The organism is Halodesulfovibrio oceani subsp. galateae (genome assembly GCF_055397225.1).
Genome location: NZ_AP042453.1, coordinates 2038604 through 2061134, shown reverse-complemented (window position 1 = coordinate 2061134; position 22531 = coordinate 2038604). Strand labels below are relative to the sequence as shown.

The 22531-nt window shown below is 46.4% G+C and carries 33 protein-coding genes; 25 read left to right on the top strand and 8 right to left on the bottom strand.

The annotated features are described in order from the left end of the window. Positions 1-328 precede the first annotated feature (328 nt). From dsrP to ACZ5V1_RS09255, 7 genes are all read right to left on the bottom strand, one after another. Positions 329-1492: a sulfate reduction electron transfer complex DsrMKJOP subunit DsrP gene (gene dsrP / locus ACZ5V1_RS09285; protein WP_464388597.1), complete on the bottom strand. Its 1164-nt coding sequence runs from the start codon at positions 1490-1492 to the stop codon at positions 329-331. Between the two features lie 10 nt (positions 1493-1502). Next, positions 1503-2279: a sulfate reduction electron transfer complex DsrMKJOP subunit DsrO gene (dsrO, locus tag ACZ5V1_RS09280; protein ID WP_464388596.1), complete on the bottom strand. Its 777-nt coding sequence runs from the start codon at positions 2277-2279 to the stop codon at positions 1503-1505. Beyond that, positions 2279-2659: a sulfate reduction electron transfer complex DsrMKJOP subunit DsrJ gene (dsrJ, locus tag ACZ5V1_RS09275; RefSeq protein WP_464388595.1), complete on the bottom strand. Its 381-nt coding sequence runs from the start codon at positions 2657-2659 to the stop codon at positions 2279-2281. Before dsrJ ends, dsrO begins: the two co-directional genes overlap by 1 nt. Positions 2660-2661: 2 nt before the next feature. Continuing rightward, positions 2662-4272 (bottom strand): sulfate reduction electron transfer complex DsrMKJOP subunit DsrK, encoded by a 1611-nt coding sequence (gene dsrK / locus ACZ5V1_RS09270; RefSeq protein WP_464388594.1) that lies wholly within the window; start codon positions 4270-4272, stop codon positions 2662-2664. A 9-nt stretch (positions 4273-4281) separates the two neighbouring features. Next, complete coding sequence (gene dsrM, locus ACZ5V1_RS09265; protein ID WP_464388593.1) at positions 4282-5277, bottom strand: sulfate reduction electron transfer complex DsrMKJOP subunit DsrM; 996 nt, start codon at positions 5275-5277, stop codon at positions 4282-4284. A 30-nt stretch (positions 5278-5307) separates the two neighbouring features. Continuing rightward, positions 5308-5844 (bottom strand): RsbRD N-terminal domain-containing protein, encoded by a 537-nt coding sequence (locus tag ACZ5V1_RS09260; RefSeq protein WP_464391592.1) that lies wholly within the window; start codon positions 5842-5844, stop codon positions 5308-5310. Positions 5845-6087: 243 nt separating this feature from the next. Then, complete coding sequence (locus ACZ5V1_RS09255; RefSeq protein ID WP_464391591.1) at positions 6088-7005, bottom strand: hypothetical protein; 918 nt, start codon at positions 7003-7005, stop codon at positions 6088-6090. Positions 7006-7175: 170 nt separating this feature from the next. On the opposite strand from ACZ5V1_RS09255, the gene ACZ5V1_RS09250 reads away from it, so the two are divergent. Continuing rightward, positions 7176-7937 (top strand): M48 family metallopeptidase, encoded by a 762-nt coding sequence (locus ACZ5V1_RS09250; protein ID WP_464391590.1) that lies wholly within the window; start codon positions 7176-7178, stop codon positions 7935-7937. A gap of 147 nt (positions 7938-8084) precedes the next feature. Here the strand turns inward: ACZ5V1_RS09250 and sat are convergent, their stop codons facing one another. Next, positions 8085-9362, bottom strand: a complete 1278-nt coding sequence (sat, locus tag ACZ5V1_RS09245; protein WP_464391589.1) for a sulfate adenylyltransferase — start codon at positions 9360-9362, stop codon at positions 8085-8087. A 669-nt stretch (positions 9363-10031) separates the two neighbouring features. Here sat and rpsL point away from each other — a divergent pair. The 24 genes from rpsL (at position 10032) to rplO (ending at position 22525) form a co-directional block, all read left to right on the top strand. After that, positions 10032-10403: a 30S ribosomal protein S12 gene (gene rpsL, locus ACZ5V1_RS09240; protein WP_020001415.1), complete on the top strand. Its 372-nt coding sequence runs from the start codon at positions 10032-10034 to the stop codon at positions 10401-10403. Positions 10404-10426: 23 nt separating this feature from the next. After that, positions 10427-10897: a 30S ribosomal protein S7 gene (gene rpsG, locus ACZ5V1_RS09235; RefSeq protein ID WP_074215171.1), complete on the top strand. Its 471-nt coding sequence runs from the start codon at positions 10427-10429 to the stop codon at positions 10895-10897. Between the two features lie 60 nt (positions 10898-10957). Further along, a complete protein-coding gene (fusA, locus tag ACZ5V1_RS09230; RefSeq protein ID WP_464391615.1) occupies positions 10958-12988 on the top strand; it encodes an elongation factor G in 2031 nt (676 codons plus the stop codon). 732 nt (positions 12989-13720) lie between these two features. Beyond that, positions 13721-14038: a 30S ribosomal protein S10 gene (gene rpsJ / locus ACZ5V1_RS09225; protein WP_010938597.1), complete on the top strand. Its 318-nt coding sequence runs from the start codon at positions 13721-13723 to the stop codon at positions 14036-14038. A gap of 12 nt (positions 14039-14050) precedes the next feature. After that, the gene (gene rplC, locus ACZ5V1_RS09220; RefSeq protein ID WP_464386804.1) at positions 14051-14680 is read left to right on the top strand and encodes a 50S ribosomal protein L3; all 630 of its coding nucleotides are present in this window, start codon (positions 14051-14053) and stop codon (positions 14678-14680) included. A 12-nt stretch (positions 14681-14692) separates the two neighbouring features. Beyond that, positions 14693-15313: a 50S ribosomal protein L4 gene (gene rplD, locus ACZ5V1_RS09215; RefSeq protein ID WP_464391588.1), complete on the top strand. Its 621-nt coding sequence runs from the start codon at positions 14693-14695 to the stop codon at positions 15311-15313. A 12-nt stretch (positions 15314-15325) separates the two neighbouring features. Next, a complete protein-coding gene (gene rplW, locus ACZ5V1_RS09210; protein ID WP_160716077.1) occupies positions 15326-15616 on the top strand; it encodes a 50S ribosomal protein L23 in 291 nt (96 codons plus the stop codon). Positions 15617-15619: 3 nt separating this feature from the next. Beyond that, positions 15620-16450 carry a 50S ribosomal protein L2 gene (gene rplB, locus ACZ5V1_RS09205; protein WP_160716075.1) on the top strand — a complete coding sequence of 277 codons (831 nt, stop codon included), beginning with the start codon at positions 15620-15622 and terminating at the stop codon, positions 16448-16450. A 9-nt stretch (positions 16451-16459) separates the two neighbouring features. Further along, complete coding sequence (gene rpsS / locus ACZ5V1_RS09200) at positions 16460-16741, top strand: 30S ribosomal protein S19 (protein ID WP_020001422.1); 282 nt, start codon at positions 16460-16462, stop codon at positions 16739-16741. Between the two features lie 15 nt (positions 16742-16756). Then, a complete protein-coding gene (gene rplV, locus ACZ5V1_RS09195; protein WP_020001423.1) occupies positions 16757-17089 on the top strand; it encodes a 50S ribosomal protein L22 in 333 nt (110 codons plus the stop codon). A gap of 9 nt (positions 17090-17098) precedes the next feature. Next, positions 17099-17740: a 30S ribosomal protein S3 gene (gene rpsC / locus ACZ5V1_RS09190; RefSeq protein WP_464386801.1), complete on the top strand. Its 642-nt coding sequence runs from the start codon at positions 17099-17101 to the stop codon at positions 17738-17740. Beyond that, positions 17740-18153, top strand: a complete 414-nt coding sequence (gene rplP, locus ACZ5V1_RS09185; protein ID WP_160716071.1) for a 50S ribosomal protein L16 — start codon at positions 17740-17742, stop codon at positions 18151-18153. Before rpsC ends, rplP begins: the two co-directional genes overlap by 1 nt. Before the next feature lies 1 nt (position 18154). Further along, positions 18155-18343 carry a 50S ribosomal protein L29 gene (gene rpmC, locus ACZ5V1_RS09180; protein ID WP_160716069.1) on the top strand — a complete coding sequence of 63 codons (189 nt, stop codon included), beginning with the start codon at positions 18155-18157 and terminating at the stop codon, positions 18341-18343. 1 nt (position 18344) lies between these two features. After that, positions 18345-18611, top strand: a complete 267-nt coding sequence (rpsQ, locus tag ACZ5V1_RS09175; RefSeq protein WP_020001427.1) for a 30S ribosomal protein S17 — start codon at positions 18345-18347, stop codon at positions 18609-18611. Between the two features lie 9 nt (positions 18612-18620). Continuing rightward, positions 18621-18989, top strand: a complete 369-nt coding sequence (gene rplN, locus ACZ5V1_RS09170; RefSeq protein ID WP_464386800.1) for a 50S ribosomal protein L14 — start codon at positions 18621-18623, stop codon at positions 18987-18989. 8 nt (positions 18990-18997) lie between these two features. Beyond that, positions 18998-19321: a 50S ribosomal protein L24 gene (gene rplX / locus ACZ5V1_RS09165; RefSeq protein WP_464386799.1), complete on the top strand. Its 324-nt coding sequence runs from the start codon at positions 18998-19000 to the stop codon at positions 19319-19321. Positions 19322-19332: 11 nt separating this feature from the next. Beyond that, positions 19333-19872, top strand: coding sequence for a 50S ribosomal protein L5 (gene rplE, locus ACZ5V1_RS09160; RefSeq protein ID WP_160716063.1), 540 nt, complete (start codon positions 19333-19335; stop codon positions 19870-19872). A 12-nt stretch (positions 19873-19884) separates the two neighbouring features. After that, positions 19885-20070 carry a type Z 30S ribosomal protein S14 gene (locus ACZ5V1_RS09155; RefSeq protein ID WP_020001431.1) on the top strand — a complete coding sequence of 62 codons (186 nt, stop codon included), beginning with the start codon at positions 19885-19887 and terminating at the stop codon, positions 20068-20070. An 18-nt stretch (positions 20071-20088) separates the two neighbouring features. Then, positions 20089-20469 (top strand): 30S ribosomal protein S8, encoded by a 381-nt coding sequence (rpsH, locus tag ACZ5V1_RS09150; RefSeq protein ID WP_464386798.1) that lies wholly within the window; start codon positions 20089-20091, stop codon positions 20467-20469. Between the two features lie 11 nt (positions 20470-20480). After that, positions 20481-21017, top strand: coding sequence for a 50S ribosomal protein L6 (gene rplF, locus ACZ5V1_RS09145; protein ID WP_160716059.1), 537 nt, complete (start codon positions 20481-20483; stop codon positions 21015-21017). Between the two features lie 14 nt (positions 21018-21031). After that, positions 21032-21388 carry a 50S ribosomal protein L18 gene (gene rplR, locus ACZ5V1_RS09140; RefSeq protein ID WP_464391587.1) on the top strand — a complete coding sequence of 119 codons (357 nt, stop codon included), beginning with the start codon at positions 21032-21034 and terminating at the stop codon, positions 21386-21388. A gap of 17 nt (positions 21389-21405) precedes the next feature. Continuing rightward, the gene (gene rpsE / locus ACZ5V1_RS09135) at positions 21406-21897 is read left to right on the top strand and encodes a 30S ribosomal protein S5 (RefSeq protein ID WP_464386796.1); all 492 of its coding nucleotides are present in this window, start codon (positions 21406-21408) and stop codon (positions 21895-21897) included. Between the two features lie 8 nt (positions 21898-21905). Continuing rightward, positions 21906-22076, top strand: coding sequence for a 50S ribosomal protein L30 (rpmD, locus tag ACZ5V1_RS09130; protein ID WP_160716053.1), 171 nt, complete (start codon positions 21906-21908; stop codon positions 22074-22076). After that, positions 22076-22525: a 50S ribosomal protein L15 gene (rplO, locus tag ACZ5V1_RS09125; RefSeq protein WP_464386795.1), complete on the top strand. Its 450-nt coding sequence runs from the start codon at positions 22076-22078 to the stop codon at positions 22523-22525. The genes rpmD and rplO overlap by 1 nt, the downstream gene beginning before the upstream one ends. Positions 22526-22531: the final 6 nt, after the last annotated feature.

The window sequence follows — 22531 nt, the reverse complement described above, 5'->3', positions numbered from 1 at the left end:
ACTGCTTTGTTGTGCTTTTTTTGCTTGCGCAATGGAGACATTGCTTCTTGATTTCTTTGTGAGATAGATTCTATTAACTCATCTATACGTACTGGTTGTTGATCTGTTGTGTGTGGATGCTGTACAGATTCATTTTTTAACACAATAGAATGGTTTTGTTTGTACTTAGACGTGTCAGCAGGTTCAGGCTGTAACAGCGTTTGTGGTATGTGTTTTTTCATAGTTAAAGAATAGAGTATGGGTGAAAGGACATCAACCAGTTGGTTGGTAGGGTATAAAAAAAGGGTCTACCCAATGGGTAGACCCTAATTTTTTTAAGAAACGGAAACTACAGAGTACCAGCTTCTCTTTTTACATCGATAGCGATCTTCCAAAGGATAGACACTACGAATGCGCCAACACCGAAGATGCCGAGAGAAATCAGCAGTTCAGGTACTGTTGGTGCGTAGAGAGCCCAGGTTTCAAACGGTGATGGTGCGAAACCACCAACGATGAGACCAAGACCTTTGTCAATCCAGGTAGCGAGAACGAGCATGCCGAGAGCCCAAGGAAGGATCTTCATGTTTTCACGCAGGGAAGTAGGAATGAGCAGTACAAGGCTAGCAATAGCGAGAACTGCGCCAATCCACATCCAGTAAGTTACCCAAGGAAGACCCTGTTCAGTACCTGCGAACAGGAAGTGAAGCGGATGCATATGACCCGGAATGTTACTGTAGAATGCAGTAAACACTTCACAAAGGAACAGGAATACGTTGAGGCACATTGCGTAGGTAATGATGATGGTAAGAGTCTTGATAGCCTCTTTACCAATTTCAAATTTAGCAAGTTTCTTCACAACCATGAGAAGGAGGAGAAGAAGTGCTGGACCTGCGCAGAATGCAGAAGCAAGGAATCGAGCAGCAAGTACGGCGGTAAGCCAGTAATGACGACCCGGGAGACCCTGAGATAAGAACGCAGTTACTGTGTGGATTGAGAATGCCCAAATTACTGAAGTGTAAATAAGGTATTTAACCCACTGTGGTGGAGCGATCTGGAAGCGTTCGCATTCCAGAGTTTTCCAACCGATAATTGCGTTAAGGCAAAGGTAACCTATAAGTACCATCATGTCGTAGAACATAACGGAGTTAAAGGTAGGGTGCAGCATTACGTTCAGCATACGCTGAGGCATACCCATATCAACTACGATAAAGAGCATACACATAATTACTGCGCCAATTGCCATGAATTCACCAAAAATGATGATCTTCTTGAACTGCTTGTAGCCGTGGAAGTATGCTGGAAGAACCAGCATAACAGCGGATGCAGCGACACCTACGAGGTAGGTGAACTGAGCAATATAAAAGCCCCAAGTTACGTCACGGCTCATGCCTGTAAGGCTAAGACCGTATTTAAGCTGGAACAGGTATGTAATTGCACCGATGCCGATGATGCCGCCAAGGAAAGCCAGCCACATATAGTACTTTGGAGATCCTTTCAAAACTTTTTCGAGCATGATGGGCCTCCTAAATTATGTAGAATACACCAGGCTCAGTGCCTAATGCTGGTTTACGACGAAGTGTATAGTTCTCTTCGAGCAACTTACGAACTTCAGATTCAGGATCTGACAAGTCGCCGAAGTGAATTTTACCCGGAGCGGCTTCAACACAAGCTGGAAGCTTGCCTTCATCAAGACGTTCAACACAGAAGTTACATTTTTCCACAACACCCATCATACGGGTTGGGAACTTAGGGTTGATGTCTTTAATGTATGGACGAGGGTCAGTGAAGTTGAATGAGCGTGCGCCGAATGGGCAACCTGCCATGCAGAAACGACAACCGATACAGCGATGGTAATCCATAGCAACGATGCCGTTTTCAAGCTTGTAAGTAGCCTGAGTAGGACATACGCGAACACATGGAGGGTTTTCGCAGTGGTTGCAGAGCATGAAGTATTCACGATCTTCAACTTCTTTTGACTGATACTTGTTGGTTGTTTCTGTGAAGGTGTGCTCGTAAGCGTCTTTCCAAATCCATTTGATTTCAGTTTTACCTGGAATAAGTGGAATGTTATGCGCTGTGTCACAAGCATTGATGCAAGCATCAAAGTCTTCTTTAGAAGCAAACTCGCGAGTATCAATAACCATAGCCCAACGCTTAGCTTTAAGCGCAAGAGCATTTTTTTTGTAACTAGGTTTAACAGCAGCAGCTGCTTGGGTCATACCGCCAGCTGCGAGCTGAGCGCCAAGACCTGCAACAGAAAGGCTGGCAACCTTAAGGAATTGTCTTCTGCTACGTTTCATTATTCATTCCCCTTAGGCGGAACGTGGCAAGTCCAACAGTATGGTTCCACGGCGTTCTCAAGGTGACAAGTGTCACAGAACTCAGCCTTATTGGTATGACAGCTCATACAAGTTTTCTGCAGGCTTGTTTCCCAAGTTGCACCGTTAGAAGCAACGTATACACGTTTCTCGTCACGAAGTGCAGAATCACGCCACTGGTTAAGAAGAGTCATGTGCTCGGCGCGCATAAACTCAACAGGCTCAATGCACTGCTTTTGATCAGCAGGCAGGCTCAGTTTTGGACCAGTGTAGTCTTTGGAAGCCAGATTGCCCCAGAAAGGGTATGAAAAAACGGCTAAAAAGATTACCAGTCCGGAGATAACATACTTGCTGTTATACATGATTATTCATCCTCCATTCCTGGCAGTTCTTCCTGCCTGAGGTCCATAGTACGCTTTTTCTCGCCTTTCATTACGAGGGCGTTAGCGACAAGTTCGTGCACGCCAGCAATATCTACACCCGGTGCCCAGTAATCGGCCAACGGAGGAAGAGTTGCACGGTCAATAGCACAAACACAAGACATCATGTTAACACCATGTTTTTCCTGTACGTAACGCAGAGCGTTACCACGAGGAAGAGCACCACGCATACGGATTTCCATAATCTCATCAGTGTTGAGACCGGAACCCGCGCCACAACAGAAAGTCTGTTCGCGGATGGTGTTTTCAGGCATTTCGTAGAAGTTATTAGAGACTGCACGCATGATTTCACGTGGTTCTTCAAGAAGACCCATAGCACGCGCTGGGTTACAGCTATCGTGGTAGGTAGTTTTGAGATGATCGTTACGTGAAGGATCAAGGCGAATCTTGTTGTGCTTGATGAGGTCAGCTGTGAACTCAGCAATGTGAACCATTTTGGTTTCGCTAGCATTCTCGAACACGGTACCAGTAATTGGGCTTACTGGAGTTTCCATGCAGGAAGGTGCCGGACCGTTCATGGTTGACATGTACTGGTTAATAACACGCCACATGTGACCACACTCACCACCAAGAATCCACTTGGAGCCTAAGCGTTCTGCTTCAGCGTACATCTTGGCGTTCAGTTTCTTCATCATGCTGGATGATGTAAAGAGACCGAAGTTACCACCTTCAGATGCATAAGTAGATAAGGTGTAATCAAGTCCAATTTCTTCGAACAGCATCAGGTAACCCATGAAGGTGTAGATGCCCGGTTCTGCAAATGCGTCACCGGAAGGGGTGATGAAGAGAACTTCATGACCAGGTTCGTTGAAAGTAGGGTTGATTGAGATACCGGTAACTTCTTCAATGTCTTCGCAGAGGAATTCTACGATTTCTTTGAAGGCATGCGGTGTAATACCAAGGTGGTTACCAGTACGGTTACAGTTGCTAACAGGGTCCATGATCCAGTGCAGACCAAGACCGAGTTCGTGCAGCAACTCACGAGCCATCATAGTAATTTCAGCGGTATCAATACCGTATGGGCAGTACAGGGAGCAACGACGACATTCAGTACACTGATAGAAGTAGTAGAACCACTCTTTAATCACGTCTTTGTCGAGTTTGCGAGCACCGGCAAGTTTACCAAGAATTTTACCAGCAGTGGTAAAATCTTTACGGTAAACAGAACGGAGCAGCTCTGCACGCAGAACAGGCATGTTTTTAGGGTCGCCGGAACCAATGAAGTAGTGACACTTATCAGCACAGGCACCACAGCGAACACAGATGTCCATGAAAAGTTTGAGAGAACGATATTTTTCAAGACGTTCTTTCAAACCGTTGTAGATGATTTCTTCCCAGTTTTCCGGGAGGTGCCAATCTTCCTCAAATGGATTCCAATCGTGCGGATTAGGCATTCCAAGAGGTTCCATGGTCACTTTCTTAGCTGGATAAGCAACGGAGCCAGGAGTAATCTCAGGCTTGGTGTCCATCCAGTTTTGACTTGGCATATCGTAGCTGATTTTAATCAGCTCTTCTGGTGAAGGTACTTTGGCCATAACTGCTCCTTATTCTTCCGGCTGCTTTACGACCGGGAGTCCTGCCTCAACCATAGGTACCCTGAATTCATCTTCGTATGCTTCGTACGTGCGGTAAACTTTTTCCGGGTTCCATGGGTTAACGTGCAGCTTCATACGGCTGTCGTTTGCCATGTTACGAGTCGGACTAAAGAATACGCCAGCAGCATGCATAAGCTTACTGAACGGGAAGTACATAAGGAGTACTACAAGGAAGAACATGTGCACGTAGAAAATGCTGCCGATTTTTGCAAGAGCAGCTGTGTCCGGTGCGAAATGGAGCAAGCTCAATACAAAGATTTTTACAGTAGCAATGTCTACTTTCCAGAAGTAGCGCATTGCGATGCCGGTAGCACACAGGCCGAAAATCAAGAAAAGTGGGAAGTAATCGCTCAAAAGAGAGATGTAACGCACTTTCTGACTAAAGATACGGCGGCCAATCAGGTATGCCAGCGCTATGAGAATTAGTGGACCAGTCATAAACAGACGTGGTGCACCAATCTGCAGGATGCCGTCGAGCATTTCGATAGCATTCACAAAGAATGGTACCGGCTCAGCAAAGAACCTGAAATGACGTACAAAAATAATAAGGAAAGAGTAGTGGAAGATGAGCGCGAAAAGCCACAGGAACTTAGAGGACCAGTAGACCACGCGGTCGCCTTCAATTGACACATTAGTGTTGCGGAACAGGGAGCGAAACAAAAGAACTTCAAGGATCATGCGTCCCCAAACACCCGCCGTATTGGTCGGGTTGTCGAGAGTGGCAGGCTTGATCCAAGGAAGAGACTTCTGTTGGCCACCTGTGGTAGGAATGCTGAACGGAACCGGGCGCTTTGCCCAGTCAATAATCCGCCATGCGAAACCTACAAGGAATACGGTTATTGCTGTGTAAGGTAAACAAACTGCCAGAACATATTGGAATCCCATCATTGATCCCATCCAGGCCAGTATACCTAAGGCAATAACCGCGAGAAGTGAAATTATCATTCCGTTACCTCGCTGCTAGGCTATTGGTTGTTACGATTCCGGTTCCCCAACCGGTTTCTCCAATATACGTTCTGCTCTTTTCAAGAGCTGAAAGTGCTTCCTTTTGAATTCATCAACGCGCATTCTCTGAACCTTATCGCGACATTCCGAATAAATACGGAATCCCACAAGGGCCAGAGAATCTATCTTTGATTCTAGTTCCAGAAGATCAGCAAATTCTTCGGACTTAGAAAGTTTGGGGACAATGTGTTTTCGGATGATGTTTTTTAAAACGAAGAGGACAGACATTGCCTGATCTGCTTCGAATTTTTGAATAGCGCGTACCTGAATCAGTTCATTAACTGCAGGAGTTACGACGTCGCTGTCCAAATCACCATCCACGAGTGCATCGATAAGAATAGCAGTTGCTTTTTTTGTCTTGTTCCCTACCGGGTTAGCAAAAGCATTATCCTGACTGCGCAGGAATCCTACTGTATCGATCTCGTAGGTACCGAATATGGCAGAAACCCATTCATCGGTAATTTCTTGTTTATGTTCAGATAAAATAGCTTGTAACTGGTGTCGCATAGACTTACTTCGCTTGGTCTAAAAGGATTCCAGCGGGAGACCCTATAAAGCGTTTTTCACTATTTGTCCAAGAAAATTGCCATAAAAAAGTGTGACAACAAAGGGCAATAGTGCGCGCCCGCCGGTCCTCGGTTTCAAATGATTTTTTTCACATAATGTGATTACATGGTTGCGTCAACACATTCAATCAAATTGGTTGGACAATCAGCCTACCAAAAAAAGAAAATAACTAGAGAATGTTACCTACTCACAAGGCTCTGTGCTGTCGTCTGTACAGCCGGAAAAGTCATCATTAAAATCTAGTTCATCCCCTTTGGTTCCTTGCTTTTCTTCGTTAGAAAGTAAAGAGCTTGGTACGCCGTTGGTGATGAGAACTGGAATACGTGTAACTCCCATGGAGGCGAGTTTCGACTTGTTTCTAAAAAGATTCCACTGAAGTTGCAGACGGGTTCTGAGCGGCATCGAAATTGAATCTGCTGTGCCGCGAATGGCACGATTAAACGCAACATACATAGAACTTTCGTCATTGATTGCTTTCTGCATCAGAAATATTCTTTCTATGTCTTCATCGGTTTCTGCAATTGGATAGTAGGCAATGTTGCCGGAATCCTTTTTAGAAAGATTTGGAATAAGTTTTTTACAGGCAGTGCAGCTTGGAGAAAAGAAGACTTGAACATCTGCTTGCTGGTTGCCATAAATAGCCCATGTGCCTATTTGTTCGTTTATTGTTGAAAAAATATTCGGCGTGAAAAGTAATGTCCAAATTATTAAAATAGGCAGAACTAATATGGAAGGGCGTCTGAGCACGGAGCATTGCATGAAGAATAGTATAAAAAGAATAGCTGCAAATGCGAGGCACGGAACGCACGGTGCTGTAAATATCATTAGGAGTAAGAACCCTAAATCTATGACAACAGCGCTTAAAGCAAGTAACAGGGCTGTTTTTTGATAGTTTAAGAGGTTCAAAAGAGCGAGGGTAAGAAATAGCGCTGTTCCAAACCACCATAACGAAATTCCAAACACTGAAATGTCTTTGAAAATTTCGCATCCTGTTGTTATGCAGATTACGTCTAAATTTTGTGTGGCATTAAGTGCGCAAAAAATTGCTCCAGCAAAGGCAAATAAGGCAGTGCCATATGCAGATCGCTTTGAAAGGGACATGCAAGAAACTCCATTGGGTTGCAGTAGAACGTTGTCTTGGGCTGGCAAGCTGCATAGGTAGCTTGGTGAGGCTGTGAACCTGATTAGTCGCCAGTTTTCGGAGACTGTACTGTGATTGCAAATGCGGGTAAAGGGGTTAGCTCGATTTTTACGTTTAAGGAGTTCGAGTTTTGATTTTTAAAGATGATGGCACGATCGAATACACGCTGACTCGCAGTAAGCGAGCTAAATATGTCCGCTTAAAAATTACGCGGACGAAAGGGCTTGAAGTTGTGGTGCCGCAGACATTTAAAAAAGCGTGGCTCCCTCCAATTTTGAAAAAGCGCACAGAGTGGATTCGTAAAGCAGCAAGACGGCTGGAACTCCCAGCGAAAGCAGAAGATCTTCCAGCTTTGATTCCTGATAAAATTCTATTGTCCGCTATTGATCGTGAATATTCTATTCAAAAAGTGGCAGCTGGTAGCATTGCAGAAAGGTTGATTGAAGCTGATAAAATTATACGTACCGCATCCGGATTGCTCTCGATTGAAATTGATGACGAAATATTGCTGCCGGATAATGTGACAGAAGAGGAACAAGCAGAGCTATTGTCCTGCTGGCTTGTTCGATGCGGGAAAGAGTATTTGCCTGAATTTTTGGAAGAGGCATCGCAGGAAGTGGGGATTCCCTATAAAAAAGTTCAGATTCGTCTTCAAAAAAGTCGGTGGGGTAGTTGCTCCGGCCGTGGAACAATCTCTTTGAATGCTCGTTTGTTGCTTTTGCCTGTAGAATCTTTGCACTATATCTTACTGCACGAATTGGCACACGTGCGGCATCCCAATCACTCAGCTTCGTATTGGAATTTTTTGATAACGCTGGATCCCAAAGCGCTTGAGCGAGATGTCGCGATGCGAGATGTGTGGAAGCATGTCCCATTTTGTTTTTCTATGTAGCTTACTGATTTTACAATGAGTATTTAAGTGTATAGATCGTGTCTATACAGCAGCTACCTATATATAATGTTATGACGTAAAAGCTCTTTTGAATAAAAAAAAGGGGATCGGTTACCCGATCCCCTTTTATAATCTGTGTAGCTAAAATTACATTGAATCGCCGGAAGCAGCGTTCTGCATTTTAACTTCAACTTTGTCGGTAAGACCTTCGTAGTATTCGCGAAGGATAACGAGAACTTCGTCACGACCAAAGTGATCAGGTACATCAGCGCCGTCAGACAGAGCTTTACGAAGTTTAGTACCGGAAAGGATAACACGGTCTTCTTTGCTGTGTGGGCAAGTACGCAGGGAAGCCATACCGTCACACTTGTAGCAGTAGAAGGTCCAGTCAATTTTCATTGGCTTACAAAGCAGTGCTTTGCCTTCATCTGCTGGGGTAGGGATACGATCAAAGATTTCCTGTGCTTCAAATAAACCGTAGAAATCACCAACGCCAGCGTGGTCACGACCGATGAGCATGTTGTTTACGCCGTAGTTCTGACGGAAAGTTGCGTGGAGCAGACCTTCACGTGGACCAGCGTAACGCATGTCAAGTGGGTAGCCAGCCTGAATTACGTTGTCATTCACGAAGTAGTGCTCAACAAGTGCATCGATAGCTTTTACGCGAACGTCTGCAGGAATGTCCCCTGGCTTGAGGTTACCGATGAGGGAGTGAATGAGTACGCCGTCGCAAACTTCGATAGCGATTTTTGCAAGGAATTCGTGGGAACGGTGCATTGGGTTACGTAACTGCAGTGCAGCAACTTCAGACCAACCACGTTCTTCGAACATTGCACGAACTTCTGCAGGGCGGAGGTAAACACCTTCGTATTCGGATGGGTATTCGCCTTCGGAGAGAACCTTAACTGGACCAGCAAGGTTAACTTCTTTCTGAGCCATAACCATTTTTACGCCTGGGTGATCTTCAAGAGCGATCTTCCAGAATACGTCATCAGCAGACTCTTCGCCTTCGCCTTTGAATACTTTTTCGCATTCCCATTTTTTGTCAGCTTCGGTCATTTCGAATTTTTCTTCTACTTTCATAGTAGCGAATACGATACCGTTGCGAACGAGAGCGATTTCTTCACCAACTGCGATTGCGCCAGCTTCTTCTTTGGAAGCGTCAAGAGTAACTGGTACTGGCCAGAAAGTGCCGTCTGCAAGAGTTAAATTCTCACATACGCTCTTCCAGTCTTCTTTGCCCATGAAACCGTTCAGTGGGGAGAAGCCACCGATACCCATCATGATAAGGTCGCCTTTTGCGCGGCCGGAAATATCGAGCTTTTTGAGGCCTTCAGCTTTTTTAATTTCAGCTTCGAGTTCTGCGCCTTCGAGCAGGCAACAAACGAGACCTTTACCACCATGTGGGGCTACCAGTTTAGACATAACTTCCTTCCTCCGGAATATAAAAGTTTGTAACTTGTGAATTACCGATTTGGTTTTTCATAAAGCCAATCTTGTAATCGCACTAAATAGAGAGACGATTGCGCTTGTGTCTGTAAAAAAACTATTTAGTGCTTGAGAATGGTTTGTGAAAAATTAGACAAAAAGTCAAGGGCAAATAATTACCTTTTTTTAATTAATAAAAACAATAGATTGGGTGGGTGTCTTCATGTCAAGAAAAATTAAAATAACAGGCGAAATGCCACCGCTTGAGAATAATAGTACAAATGAAGACAAAATTTTGGGTGTTTTGGGGTAGTTGAGTGATTAGAATCTTTGTGAAAAAGAGTACAAGTGTAGTTGAAGGACAAAAAATAGACATTTGATCAGTTAGTAACATTATTATATTTGAGAAAAATATCAAAAATCACTTGTACCCTCTGAAAAAAAGACGTAAGTAGCTGATTCGAAATTTCACGGGTCTGACTGACGATGCCGAGCGGGCTGCTGGGCTGCATCGGGTCCCCGTTTGGAATAGATGAGCTGCTAACCAGCCTTTAGTTCTCCACTAAATGCTGGATGGTGCTTTGTTGTGATTAGAGTTGCACCTCACACCGGGGCTGCTCATCCTGTACTAAGCGAACGACTTTGATAAATTCCTTTGGAGGAAAAATGCCCACTATCAACCAACTTATCCGCAAGGAACGTAAGAAGGTTGTAAAACGTAAGAAAACACCAGCGCTGCAGGCTTGTCCACAGCGTCGTGGTGTTTGTACTCGTGTTTACACCACTACACCTAAGAAACCTAACTCCGCGCTGCGTAAAGTAGCTCGTGTACGCCTCACCAACGGCATCGAAGTAACTGCCTACATCCCTGGTGAAGGTCATAACTTGCAGGAACACTCCGTAGTTATGATTCGTGGCGGTCGTGTAAAAGATTTACCAGGTGTACGTTACCATATCGTACGTGGTACCCTCGACACCGCAGGTGTTGCAGATCGTCGCCAGGGCCGTTCCAAATACGGCGCTAAGCGTCCTAAGTAAGCAGTTAATGGAGTAATATAGATATGCCTCGTAAAGGACCCGTACCTAAGCGTGAGATTTTGCCAGATCCAGTATATGGAAGCCGTCTGGCAGCTCGTTTTGTAAACCGTCTTATGCTTGACGGTAAAAAGAGCACCGCAGAAAAAATCTTCTACAAAGCACTCGATGTACTCGCTGAAAAAACCGGCGAAGATGCAATCCGCGCTTTTGAGAAAGCAATTGAAAATGTAAAACCTCATTTGGAAGTTAAGTCTCGCCGCGTTGGTGGTGCAACTTACCAGGTTCCAGTTGAAGTTCGTCCAGACCGTCAGGTTTCTCTCTCTATCCGTTGGATCATCACCTACGCTCGCGGTCGCGGTGAGCAGGGTATGGTTGCACGTTTGTCCGGCGAATTGCTTGACGCGTTCAACAGCCGTGGTGGTGCCGTTAAGAAGAAAGAAGACACCCATCGTATGGCAGAAGCTAACAAAGCTTTTGCTCATTTCCGTTGGTAATCTGAGGAGCTTGTTGTGTCTGCTAAAATATCTGTATCGAAACAGAGAAACATCGGTATTATGGCCCACATTGATGCGGGCAAGACTACTACTACTGAACGTATTCTCTACTACACTGGTGTATCTCACAAAATTGGTGAGACCCATACCGGTGAGTCCACAATGGACTGGATGGAGCAGGAAAAAGAGCGTGGTATTACTATTACCTCTGCTGCAACTACCTGTTTCTGGAAAGATTACCGCGTAAACATCATTGATACACCGGGCCACGTTGACTTCACTATGGAAGTTGAACGTTCCCTTCGTGTTCTTGATGGTACCGTGTGTGTATTCGATGCTGTTGCTGGTGTTGAGCCTCAGTCTGAGACTGTATGGCGTCAGGCAGACCGTTACGGTGTGCCTCGCATCTGCTTCATCAACAAAATGGACCGTATCGGTTCCGACTACTGGCGTGCAGTAGGCATGATCTCCGATCGTCTCGGTGCTAAGCCTATTTCCCTCCAGATTCCAATCGGTGCTGAAGATCATTTTGAAGGCATTATCGATCTCGTAACTGGCGAAGCTATCTACTATGATAAAGCTACCAAAGGTGCTGAGTTCGAAATCAAAGCTGTTCCTGCAGAACTGCAGGAACTCTTCGATGAAAAACGTCTTGAAATGATGGAAGCTGCAGCAGAAGAAGACGAAGCTCTCTTCGAAAAATACCTCGGTGGCGAAGAACTCTCCGCTGAAGAGATTAAGTCTGCATTGCGTAAAGCTACAATCGCACGTTCAATCGTGCCTGTATTCTGTGGCTCCGCATTCCGTAACATGGGTGTTCAGCCTTTGCTTGACGCGGTAATTGATTACCTCCCAAGCCCGATTGATATCCCAGCAATGGAAGGTTCTGATCCTGATAACGAAGAAGTGAAGATTCCTTGTCCATGTGATGAGAAAGAACCTTTCTCCGCTCTCGTATTCAAGCTCGCTTCTGACCCATACATCGGTCACCTTTCCTTCAGCCGCATCTACTCCGGTAAAATTGAAACTGGTATGACCATTTTCAACGCAACTACCGGCAAGAAAGAGCGTGTTGGTCGTCTTCTTAAGATGCATGCTAACAAGCGTGAGGATATTAAAGAAGCATTCGCTGGCGACATCGTAGCTGTTGTTGGTCTGAAAAACGTATCTACTGGTGACACCATCTGCGCGTTGGATCGTCCAGTAATTCTCGAGTCTCTCGATATTCCAGATCCAGTTATCGAAGTTGCTATTGAGCCTAAAACAAAAGCTGACCGTGACGCTCTGTCCGCAGCTCTTGCTAAGCTCGCTAAAGAAGATCCATCCTTCCGTGTAAAAGGTGATGACGAAACTGGTCAGACCCTTATTTCCGGTATGGGTGAGCTTCACCTCGACATCATTGTTGACCGTCTTACCCGCGAATTTAGCGTTAACGCTAACGTTGGTAAGCCTCAGGTAGCCTACCGTGAAACTATCACGAAGGTTGCTAAAGAAGATCACAAGTACGCTAAGCAGTCTGGTGGTCGTGGTCAGTATGGTCATGTTGTTATTGAAGTCGAACCTAACCCAGAGAAAGGTTACGAATTCACTAACTCCATTAGTGGTGGTGTTATTCCTAGAGAATACATCCCAGCTGTTGACAAAGGTATTCAGGAAGCACTCAAAAGTGGTGTTTTTGCTGGATTCCCAACAGTTGACGTTAAGGTAAAACTCATTTGGGGTTCTTACCATGACGTTGACTCCTCTGAACAGGCATTCTACATCGCTGGTTCTATGGCGATTAAAGCTGCTTGTAAGAAAGCTGGTCCTCAGATCCTCGAACCTATCATGGGTGTAGAGGTTGTAACTCCTGAGGAATACCTTGGCGACGTAATGGGTGACCTTAACGGTCGTCGTGGTCGCGTACAGGGTATGGACACCCGTGCTAACGCTCAGGTTATTGATGCAATGGTTCCGCTTTCCGAAATGTTCGGTTACGCAACAGACCTTCGCTCAAAAACCCAGGGTCGTGCGAACTTCACTATGCAGTTCGATCACTACGAGCCTGTACCTAACTCTATTGCTGAAGAAATTGTAAGCAGTAAAGGTTAGTTCCTGAGTTATCAGGCGATATAATGCTCCGGTCATCGTAAGATGGCCGGAGCTTTTCTGGTTAGAAAGGGTAGAGTAAGTATAATTCAACACATCGTAAAAAAAATACGAAAAAGGTGTTGACGTTAGAGCTTGTCTCACATATAAGTCTTTCTCGCTTGAGACGAACAACTGTTTGCTCACAAGCACAAAAACTCCTCCTCACAAATTTGGAGGTTAAGAATGGGTTGAGCTCATTCTGCTGTTTTTTGACATTTGCAGGCGTTTTTAGATGCTGCATTATGTCGTGCCGTTCCAGTAAGGACCATGTTTTACTGTAAGGTGCACATACAAATTTAAGTGTTAATCACTTGCATCTTTGAACCCCTGCGGGCCACCTGCGTATATTGTGTCTATACAATAATACTCAGGCTAGGCTGACGACATTTGGGCGTTCTTCGCAAGTAGTGGAGTAGAGGCTTTTTTGATGTTGTCAGGCATGGCTGGTTTGTCACACATCACATTTCCCTCTCATATATTCTCCATTATTTACGAATAACAACTTTGGAACTCATCTTGAGTTCACCTGCCTCTGTCGTTACTAGGGCAAGATGCATCTGTTCAGCCGTTACTTTACAGAGATTTCATCTTGTACCGTCGTGAGGAAATTTCTGCTTATTGCAGTTTGGATCATTCCCCTCACGGAATGATCACAGGTAAGGGTCTCGTATCCCTAATATGGAGTAATAAACTATGACAACTGTTAGCAGTGATCGTATCAGAATAAAGCTTAAAGCTTACGATTACCGCATCCTTGATAAGGCTGTGGCAGAGATCGTTGATACGGCGCGCAACACGGGCGCAGGGGTTGCTGGTCCAATCCCACTCCCGACAAACATTCACAAGTTCACGGTCAACCGTTCCGTACACGTAGACAAAAAGTCTCGTGAACAGTTCGAAATGCGCATCCACAAGCGTCTTATGGATATCCTCGAGCCTACTCAACAAACTGTTGATGCTCTTGGAAAGCTCAGTCTACCCGCTGGCGTGGACGTTGAGATTAAACTCTAGCGAGAGGTAATCATGACTGAGAAATTAGGAATCTTGGGCCGCAAAGTTGGCATGACCCGTATCTTCGCTAACGATGGTTCTGCTGTTGCAGTTACCGTTATCGAAGCAGGTCCGTGTCCTGTTATCCAGAAAAAAGATGCAGCTACTGACGGATATAATGCAGTACAGATTGCATTTGGTGAAGCTAAAGAAAAGCACGTAACCAAAGCAATGCGTGGTCATTTTGCAAAAGCTGACCGCGGTTTGTTCCGCAATACTTGCGAAATTCGTCTCGAGGAAGCACCAACACTGGAAGTCGGACAGGAACTTTCTGCAGATATCTTTGCTGCAGGCGAAAAAGTTCGTGTTACTGGCACTACAATTGGTAAAGGTTTCCAGGGCGTAATGAAGCGCTGGAACTTCGCTGGTATGCCTGCATCCCATGGTCACGAAAAAGTGCACCGTGCTCCGGGCTCCATTGGTCACGCAACATTCCCTGGTAAAGTGTTCAAAGGCAAGAAAATGCCTGGTCACATGGGTAATGTTCGCCAGACTACATCTAACCTCGAAGTCGTCGCTATTCGCGCCGATGAGAACCTCATCCTGGTTAAGGGTGCAGTACCTGGTCCTAAGAACGGCCTCGTACTGGTACGCAAGCAGTAAAGGGGTACTACAGTGGCTGTTGTAAAATTATACGATCAGAACAAAGCAGAAGCTGGTGAAATCACCTTGGCTCCTGAAGTGTTCGAGGTCGAGGTAAAACCCGAGATCCTGAACCTTGTTGTACGCGCTCAGCGTGCAGCTAAGCGTGCAGGCACCCACTCTGTTAAGGGCCGCTCCGATATTCGTGGCGGTGGCGCTAAACCTTGGCGTCAGAAGGGTACTGGCCGTGCACGTGCTGGTTCTTCCCGTTCCCCGATTTGGCGTGGTGGTGCTGTGACCTTTGGTCCGCAGCCCCGTGACTATGGGTTTAAGGTAAATAAAAAGGTTCGTCGCCTTGCTATTAAAATGGCTTTGACTTCCCGCCTTTCCGGTGAGAATCTCATGGTTGTTAATGGCATCGAACTGCCTGAAGTAAAGACTAAGCTCATGGCTGGTGTTACTGAGGCGCTCGGTTTGAACAAAGCACTCATCATTGCAAAAGACCTTGATGAAAAGCTCGTTCTTTCCGCACGTAACCTCCCAGGTATCACAGTACAGTCTGTAGAGCAGCTGAACGTATACGATGTGCTCCGTCACAAGCAGCTTGTTCTGCTTGAAGGTGCTGTTGAATCCGTTCAGGAACGACTGAAGTAGAGGTAGGGTCACATGAATTATACAAAGATCCTCATCAAGCCGCTTGTATCTGAAAAAGCTACCTTCCTTAAGGAAGCAGCACAGCAGGTTACATTTTTTGTAGCACCATCTGCTAATAAAATTGAGATCAAGAAGGCTGTAGAAGAAGCCTACAATGTAAAAGTTGCAGGTGTTAACGTAGTGAAACGTCGCCCACAAGCAAGAGTCCGTAATGGCCGCACTGTCGGTCAGATTCCTGGTTTCAAAAAGGCGTACGTTACTCTGGCCGCTGGCGAAAAAATCGAATTCTTCGAGGGAGTGTAAGCAATGGCTGTTCGTAAGCTTAAGCCTACTTCTCCGGGTCGTCGCTCCCAGACTATTTCCCTCTTCGAGGAAATCACTCGTAGCACCCCAGAGAAGTCTTTGACTGAAGGCCTGTCCAAAAAAGCAGGTCGCAACAACTACGGTCGTATTACTCAGCGTCGTCGTGGCGGTGGACACAAACGTCTTTACCGTATCATCGATTTTAAGCGTAATAAGTTCGATATTCCAGCAACTATTGCTCATATCGAATACGACCCGAACCGTTCCGCTCGTATCGCTCTTCTGCATTACGTAGATGGCGAGAAGCGTTACATTATTGCTCCAGTTGGCGTAAAACAGGGTGATGTTCTTATCGCAGGTGAAACTGCAGACATCAAACCTGGTAACGCTCTTCCTATGAGCAAAATTCCGGTTGGTACCATCATTCACAACATCGAGCTTGCTCCAGGCCGTGGCGGACAGTTCTGTCGTGCTGCTGGTGCATATGCACAGCTCGTTGCTAAAGAAGGCAAATACGCACTTTTGCGCATGCCTTCCGGTGAAGTTCGTAAGGTTCTTTTGACCTGTATCGCAACAGTTGGTCAGGTTGGTAACGTAACTCACGAAAAAATTCGCATCGGTAAAGCTGGCCGTAATCGCTGGCTCGGTAACCGTCCGAAAGTTCGTGGTGTTGCAATGAACCCTATCGATCACCCATTGGGTGGTGGTGAAGGTCGTAGCTCTGGTGGTCGCCATCCGGTTACCCCTTGGGGCGTCCCTACCAAAGGCTACAAGACTCGCGACAAGAAGAAAGCTTCCAGTAAGCTTATCGTCAAGCGTCGCGGTCAGAAGTAGGAGTAGAAAATGCCTAGGTCTCTTAAAAAAGGTCCTTTTGTCGACGACCATCTTCTCCGAAAAGTTGAGAAGGCTCAGGAAAGTGGCGATCGCCGCGTAATCAAGACTTGGTCACGCCGGTCTATGATTCTTCCTGAAATGGTAGGCCTTACCTTTGCGGTTCATAACGGTAAGAAATTCATCCCAGTATTCGTGACCGAGAACATGGTTGGTCACAAATTCGGTGAATTCTCTCCGACCCGCACCTATTACGGCCATGCTGCCGACAAAAAGAGCAAGGCTAAACGCTAGGGCAGGTGAATTAATATGCAAGCTCAAGCTACCGCTAAGTTCGTACGCGTTTCTACACGCAAAACCCGTCTTGTTGCTAAAAACATCGTGGGTCTGCCAGTAGAAGACGCTGTAAATATCCTGAAGTTCACCCCGAACAAAGGTGCAGCAGTTATTTTTAAAGTGCTGCACTCTGCAATCGCCAACGCCGAACAGGTGCCTGGCTCTGATGTGGATGCTCTCGTGGTGAAACAGGTTATCGTCAACGAGGGTCCAACCTGGAAACGTTTTATGCCTCGTGCACAGGGTCGCGCAACTCGCATCCTGAAACGTACCAGCCATATCACTGTCATTCTCGAAGAAAGTTAGGATACAGTTATGGGACAAAAAGTACATCCATATGGTTTCCGTCTTGGTTTTAACAAGAACTGGAGATCTCGCTGGTTCAGCAAAAAAGATTATCCTGCCTTTGTATTCGAAGATAGCAAAATTCGTAAGTACGTAAAAAAGGCCCTGTTTCATGCAGGTATTGCTGACATTGAAATCGAACGTGCAGGCGGGAAAGTTCGTCTTATCCTTAGCACAGCACGTCCGGGTATCGTCATCGGCCGTAAGGGCGTAGAAATCGAAAAGCTTCGTGCTGAACTCCGTGGTCAATTCCAGCGTGAATTCTCCATCGAAGTTAACGAAATCCGTCGCCCTGAAACCAATGCACAGCTTGTAGCTGAAAACATTGCGATGCAGTTGGAACGCCGAGTTGCTTTCCGCCGCGCTATGAAACGTACTGTTTCTATGGCACGCAAGTTTGGTGCAGAAGGTATTAAAGTATCTTGTTCCGGTCGTTTAGCGGGCGCTGAAATCGCACGTAACGAATGGTACCGCGAAGGTCGCGTTCCGCTTCAGACTTTGCGCGCTGATATCGACTACGGTTTTGCAGAAGCTTCCACCACTTACGGTATCATCGGTGTTAAAGTCTGGATCTATAAAGGTGAAATCCTTGACAGTGAGGTAGGGCAGTAATGCTTCAGCCTAGAAAGACTAAATACCGCAAGCAACAGACTGGCCGCCTTAAAGGCAAAGCCACTCGTGGTAACACCATTGCTTTCGGTGACATCGGTTTGAAAGCACTCGAACATGGCAAACTCACCAGTCAGCAGATTGAATCTGCTCGTATTGCGATGATTCGTCACATTCGACGTGGTGGTCAGGTTTGGATCCGTATTTTTCCGGATCGTGTGAAAACCTCTAAGCCTCTTGAAGTTCGTCAGGGTAAAGGTAAAGGCGCCCCTTGTGGTTGGTTCGCACCTGTAAAGCCTGGCCGCATCTTGTACGAAATCAAGGGTGTTGATATCGAGCTTGCAAAAGAAGCACTGAAACGCGCATCTTACAAGCTTCCTATCAAGACCACTATTGTGGTTAAGGAGGGGCTCTAGAATGAAAGCCGCAGAACTAAAAAAACTTAGTGTTGAAGAACTCAACGCTAAGCTGGAAGAAACACGCAAGGAACTTTTTGACCTGCGTTTCAAGCATGCAACTGCACAGCTTGATAATACTTCCGGTATTCCTGCTACAAAACGTGCTATTGCACGTATTATGACCATTTTGAAGGAAAAGGGAGCGTAAAATGTCCGAAGCTATTGAACAGCGGAAGGGTCGCGCGCTCGTTGGTACTGTTGTGAGTGACAAGAACGACAAAACTATTGTTGTTCGCGTCGAGACACTCGTTAAACACCCGCTTCTTAAGAAGTACATTCGTCGTCGTAAGAAATTCACAGCTCACGACCCAAACAACGAATGCGCAATGGGTGATAAAGTGAAAATTATCGAGTTTCGTCCACTCAGTCGCAACAAACGCTGGCATCTCGTTTCTGTTTTGGAAAAAGCCGTTTAGGGGTTTGCTATGATTCAGGTAGAATCTACTCTTGAAGTAGCGGACAACTCCGGTGCCAAAAAAGTTGCTTGTATTAAAGTTCTCGGCGGTTCAAAACGCCGTTATGCTTCTGTAGGCGACATCATCGTAGTATCCGTGAAAGAGGCTATGCCTCATTCTAAGGTGAAAAAAGGTGACGTGATGAAAGCTGTTGTTGTGCGCACGAAGAAAGAAATTCGTCGCGTAGATGGCACTTACATCAAGTTCGACAGTAACGCAGCCGTAGTGCTGAACAAACAGGGCGAACCAGTAGGTACACGTATCTTTGGACCAGTTGCTCGCGAACTCCGCGGCAAAGGGTACATGAAGATTGTATCTCTCGCACCTGAGGTATTGTAGGAGTAACCATGAAACAGTATCGTATCCATAAAGACGACAAGGTCATGGTTACCTCCGGTAAGGACAAAGGCAAAATCGGCAAAGTTACAAAAATCCTTCGTAAGAAAGATCGCGTAGTTGTCGAGGGTGCTAATATGGTTAAACGCCACACTAAGGCGAACCCATATGCACAGCAGCCTGGTGGAATCGTCGAAAAAGAGATGCCTATTCACGTTTCTAACGTGATGGTCATGTGCGGTGCATGTGCTGAACCTACTCGCGTAGGCTATCGCTACACCGAAGACGGTAAAAAAGTGCGCTTCTGCAAGAAGTGTAACGAAATCCTTGGGTAGGGTGAAAGACGATGACCCGTCTGAATAAGATCTATAATGAAAACGTGGTGCCGGCCTTGCAGAAAGAGTTCCAGTACAAAGGACCTATGCAGGTTCCCGGGCTGGAAAAGATCTCCCTCAATATCGGCCTTGGTGAAGCAAGCACAAACAACAAGATCCTCGAAGATGCTGTTGTAGCGCTTACCGCCATTGCTGGTCAGAAGGCCGTTGTTACTCGTGCTAAGAAGTCTATCGCTGCATTCAAACTGCGTGAAGGCATGCCTATTGGCTGTCGTGTAACACTTCGCGGTGCGGTAATGTGGGATTTCCTCGATAAGCTCGTTAACTTTGCACTGCCTCGTGTACGTGACTTCCGCGGTATCCCTGATCGTGGTTTTGATGGTCGTGGTAACTTTACCCTTGGTATTAAAGAACACACCATCTTCCCTGAAATGGAAGCTGATCGTGTTGATAATGCCTTTGGTATGAACATCACCATCGTTACTACCGCTTCCTCTGACAAAGAAGGCAAATTCCTGCTTGATCAGCTCGGAATGCCTTTCAAGAAGTAAGGAGAACCAAAGATGTCTCGTAAATCTCTAGAAGTTAAAGCCGCGCGTAAACCTAAGTTTAGCGCGCGTGCATACAATCGTTGTCCAATTTGTGGACGCCCACGCGCTTTCATGCGTCGTTTCGGCATTTGCCGTATTTGCTTCCGCCAGATGTCTCTGCGCGGTGAGCTCCCAGGCGTTCGTAAATCGAGCTGGTAAGTCAACAAGGAGTTTTAGATGCTGACTGATCCTATTGCAGACATGCTTACACGTGTCCGCAACGCGCACTTGGCCCTTCATAAGGAAGTGAGTGTGCCGCGCTCGAAGATGAAGGAATCCATTGCCTCCATCCTCAAGGCTGAGGGTTACGTAAACGACTTCTCCGTAGAAGATCGTGAAATCAAGATCACTCTGAAATACGTAAAAGGTAAAGCAGTAATTGCTGGCCTCAAACGTATCTCTAAGCCGGGTCGTCGTGTTTACGTAGGTGCACAGGACGTTCCGGCCGTACAAAACGGTCTTGGTATATGTATCCTGTCCACATCCCGTGGTGTACTAGAAGGAATCGCAGCCAAAGAAGCTAATGCTGGCGGCGAAATCCTCTGCGAAATCTGGTAGCGGGTGCAGTCATGTCACGTATTGGTAAACAGCCTGTAGCAATCCCTTCTGGTATTGAAGTTAAGATTGCGGGCGAAGTTATTAATGTAAAGGGCCCTAAGGGCAGTATTTCTACTCCGGTAGAAGCTACCCTCAATTACGAAATTGCTGATGGCAACGTAGTAATTACCCGCAAAGATGAGTCCCGCGTAGCACGTGCACAGCACGGCCTGCGTCGTACTCTCGTTGCTAACTGCATCGAAGGTGTAAGCAAAGGCTTCTCCAAGACTCTCGAAGTCAACGGTGTTGGTTACAAAGTTGCGGTAAAGGGAAAAAATGTTGAACTTGCAGTTGGGTTCTCCCACCCAGTAGTTATGCCTCTTCCGGAAGGAATCGAGGCAAAAGCTGAGGGTAACAAGCTGACAGTAAACGGCATCGATAAGCAGCTCGTAGGCGAGTTTGCAGCTACCGTTCGCCGTGTACGTCCGCCGGAACCTTACAAAGGCAAGGGCATTAAATATGATAATGAGCAGATCCGCCGCAAAGCCGGTAAATCTGCAGGTAAATAGGCAGGTCTAGACAGATGAAGTCCAAGAACGAAAAAAGGTTGCGTCGTAAAGTTCGCATCCGGAAAAAGATTTCAGGCTCTGCTGAATGTCCGCGTCTCGTTGTCTTCAGGTCTAACCTGCATATCTACGCTCAGCTTGTAGACGACCGCGAAGGTTCTACCCTCGTAGCCGCTTCTACACTGACTCTTAGCAAAGACGGCGAAGCTCTTAAATCCAACAAGGCTTCTGCAGCCAAGGTTGGCACAGAAATCGCTCGCCTTGCTAAGGAACAGAAGATCGAGCGCGTAGTGTTCGACCGTAATGGCTACATCTATCACGGCCGCATTCAAGCTATCGCTGATGCTGCTCGTGAAGCAGGCCTGAAATTTTAACAGGTATGGGTATAGTCATGGAACAAAACGAACTCGGTTTGATTGAAAAGATTGTCTATCTCAACCGCGTAGCGAAAGTTGTAAAGGGCGGTCGCCGTTTCAGCTTTTCAGCATTGGTTGTTGTTGGCGACGGTCAGGGCAATGTAGGCTTCGGCCTCGGTAAAGCTCAGGAAGTTCCTGAAGCTTTACGTAAAGCCTCTGAGCGTGCTAAAAGAGACATGGTTCAGATCTCATTGGTTGACGGTACATTACCTTATGAGGTATTAGGTCGTTTCGGCGCTGGTCGTGTAATTTTGAAGCCTGCTTCAAAAGGTACTGGTATCATCGCTGGTGGCCCGGTACGTGCGATTATGGAAGCTGTTGGTGTTACTGATATTCTTGCAAAAGCTATCGGCACTAACAACCCACATAACGTACTCCGTGCAACCATGGCTGGTCTGACATCCCTGCGCAGTGCTGACTATGTCGGTTCATTGCGTGGTAAGAAGCTCGAAGCTCCTAGGAAGTAGGTATAGCCATGATCAAGATTAAACTTGTACGTAGCCGGATCGGCACTCTCCCTAAACAGCGTGCAGTATTGGACGCATTAGGTTTGAGAAAGATCCGTCAGGAAAAACAGTTTAAGGACAATGCTGCAGTACGCGGTATGATTGCTAAAGTTTCTCATATGGTGGAGGTTACGGAGTAATGCAACTTCATGAACTTTTCCCATTCCCAGAGGAACGTAAGCAACGTCGTCGTATCGGTCGTGGCTCCGGCTCAGGCTGGGGTAAGACTGCAGCGAAAGGTCATAAAGGCCAGAATGCTCGCTCAGGCGGCGGCGTTCGTCCAGGTTTTGAAGGTGGCCAGATGCCTCTGGCCCGTCGTTTGCCTAAGCGTGGGTTCTCCAACGCTAAGTTTAAAGCAGTATACGACGTGATCAACCTTGATCGCCTTGCAGAATCATTCGAGGGTCAGAGTAACATCACCCTTGAGGACATCTACGCACGCGGTCTCGCTAAGAACGGTGCAGCTGTTAAAATTCTCGGTCGTGGCGAAATTTCCGCTGCGCTGACTATTGAAGCTCACAAGTTCACTGCTTCTGCACTTGAAAAAATCCAAAACGCCGGCGGCGAAGCCAAGGCGCTTGAAGGGTAGGTAAAA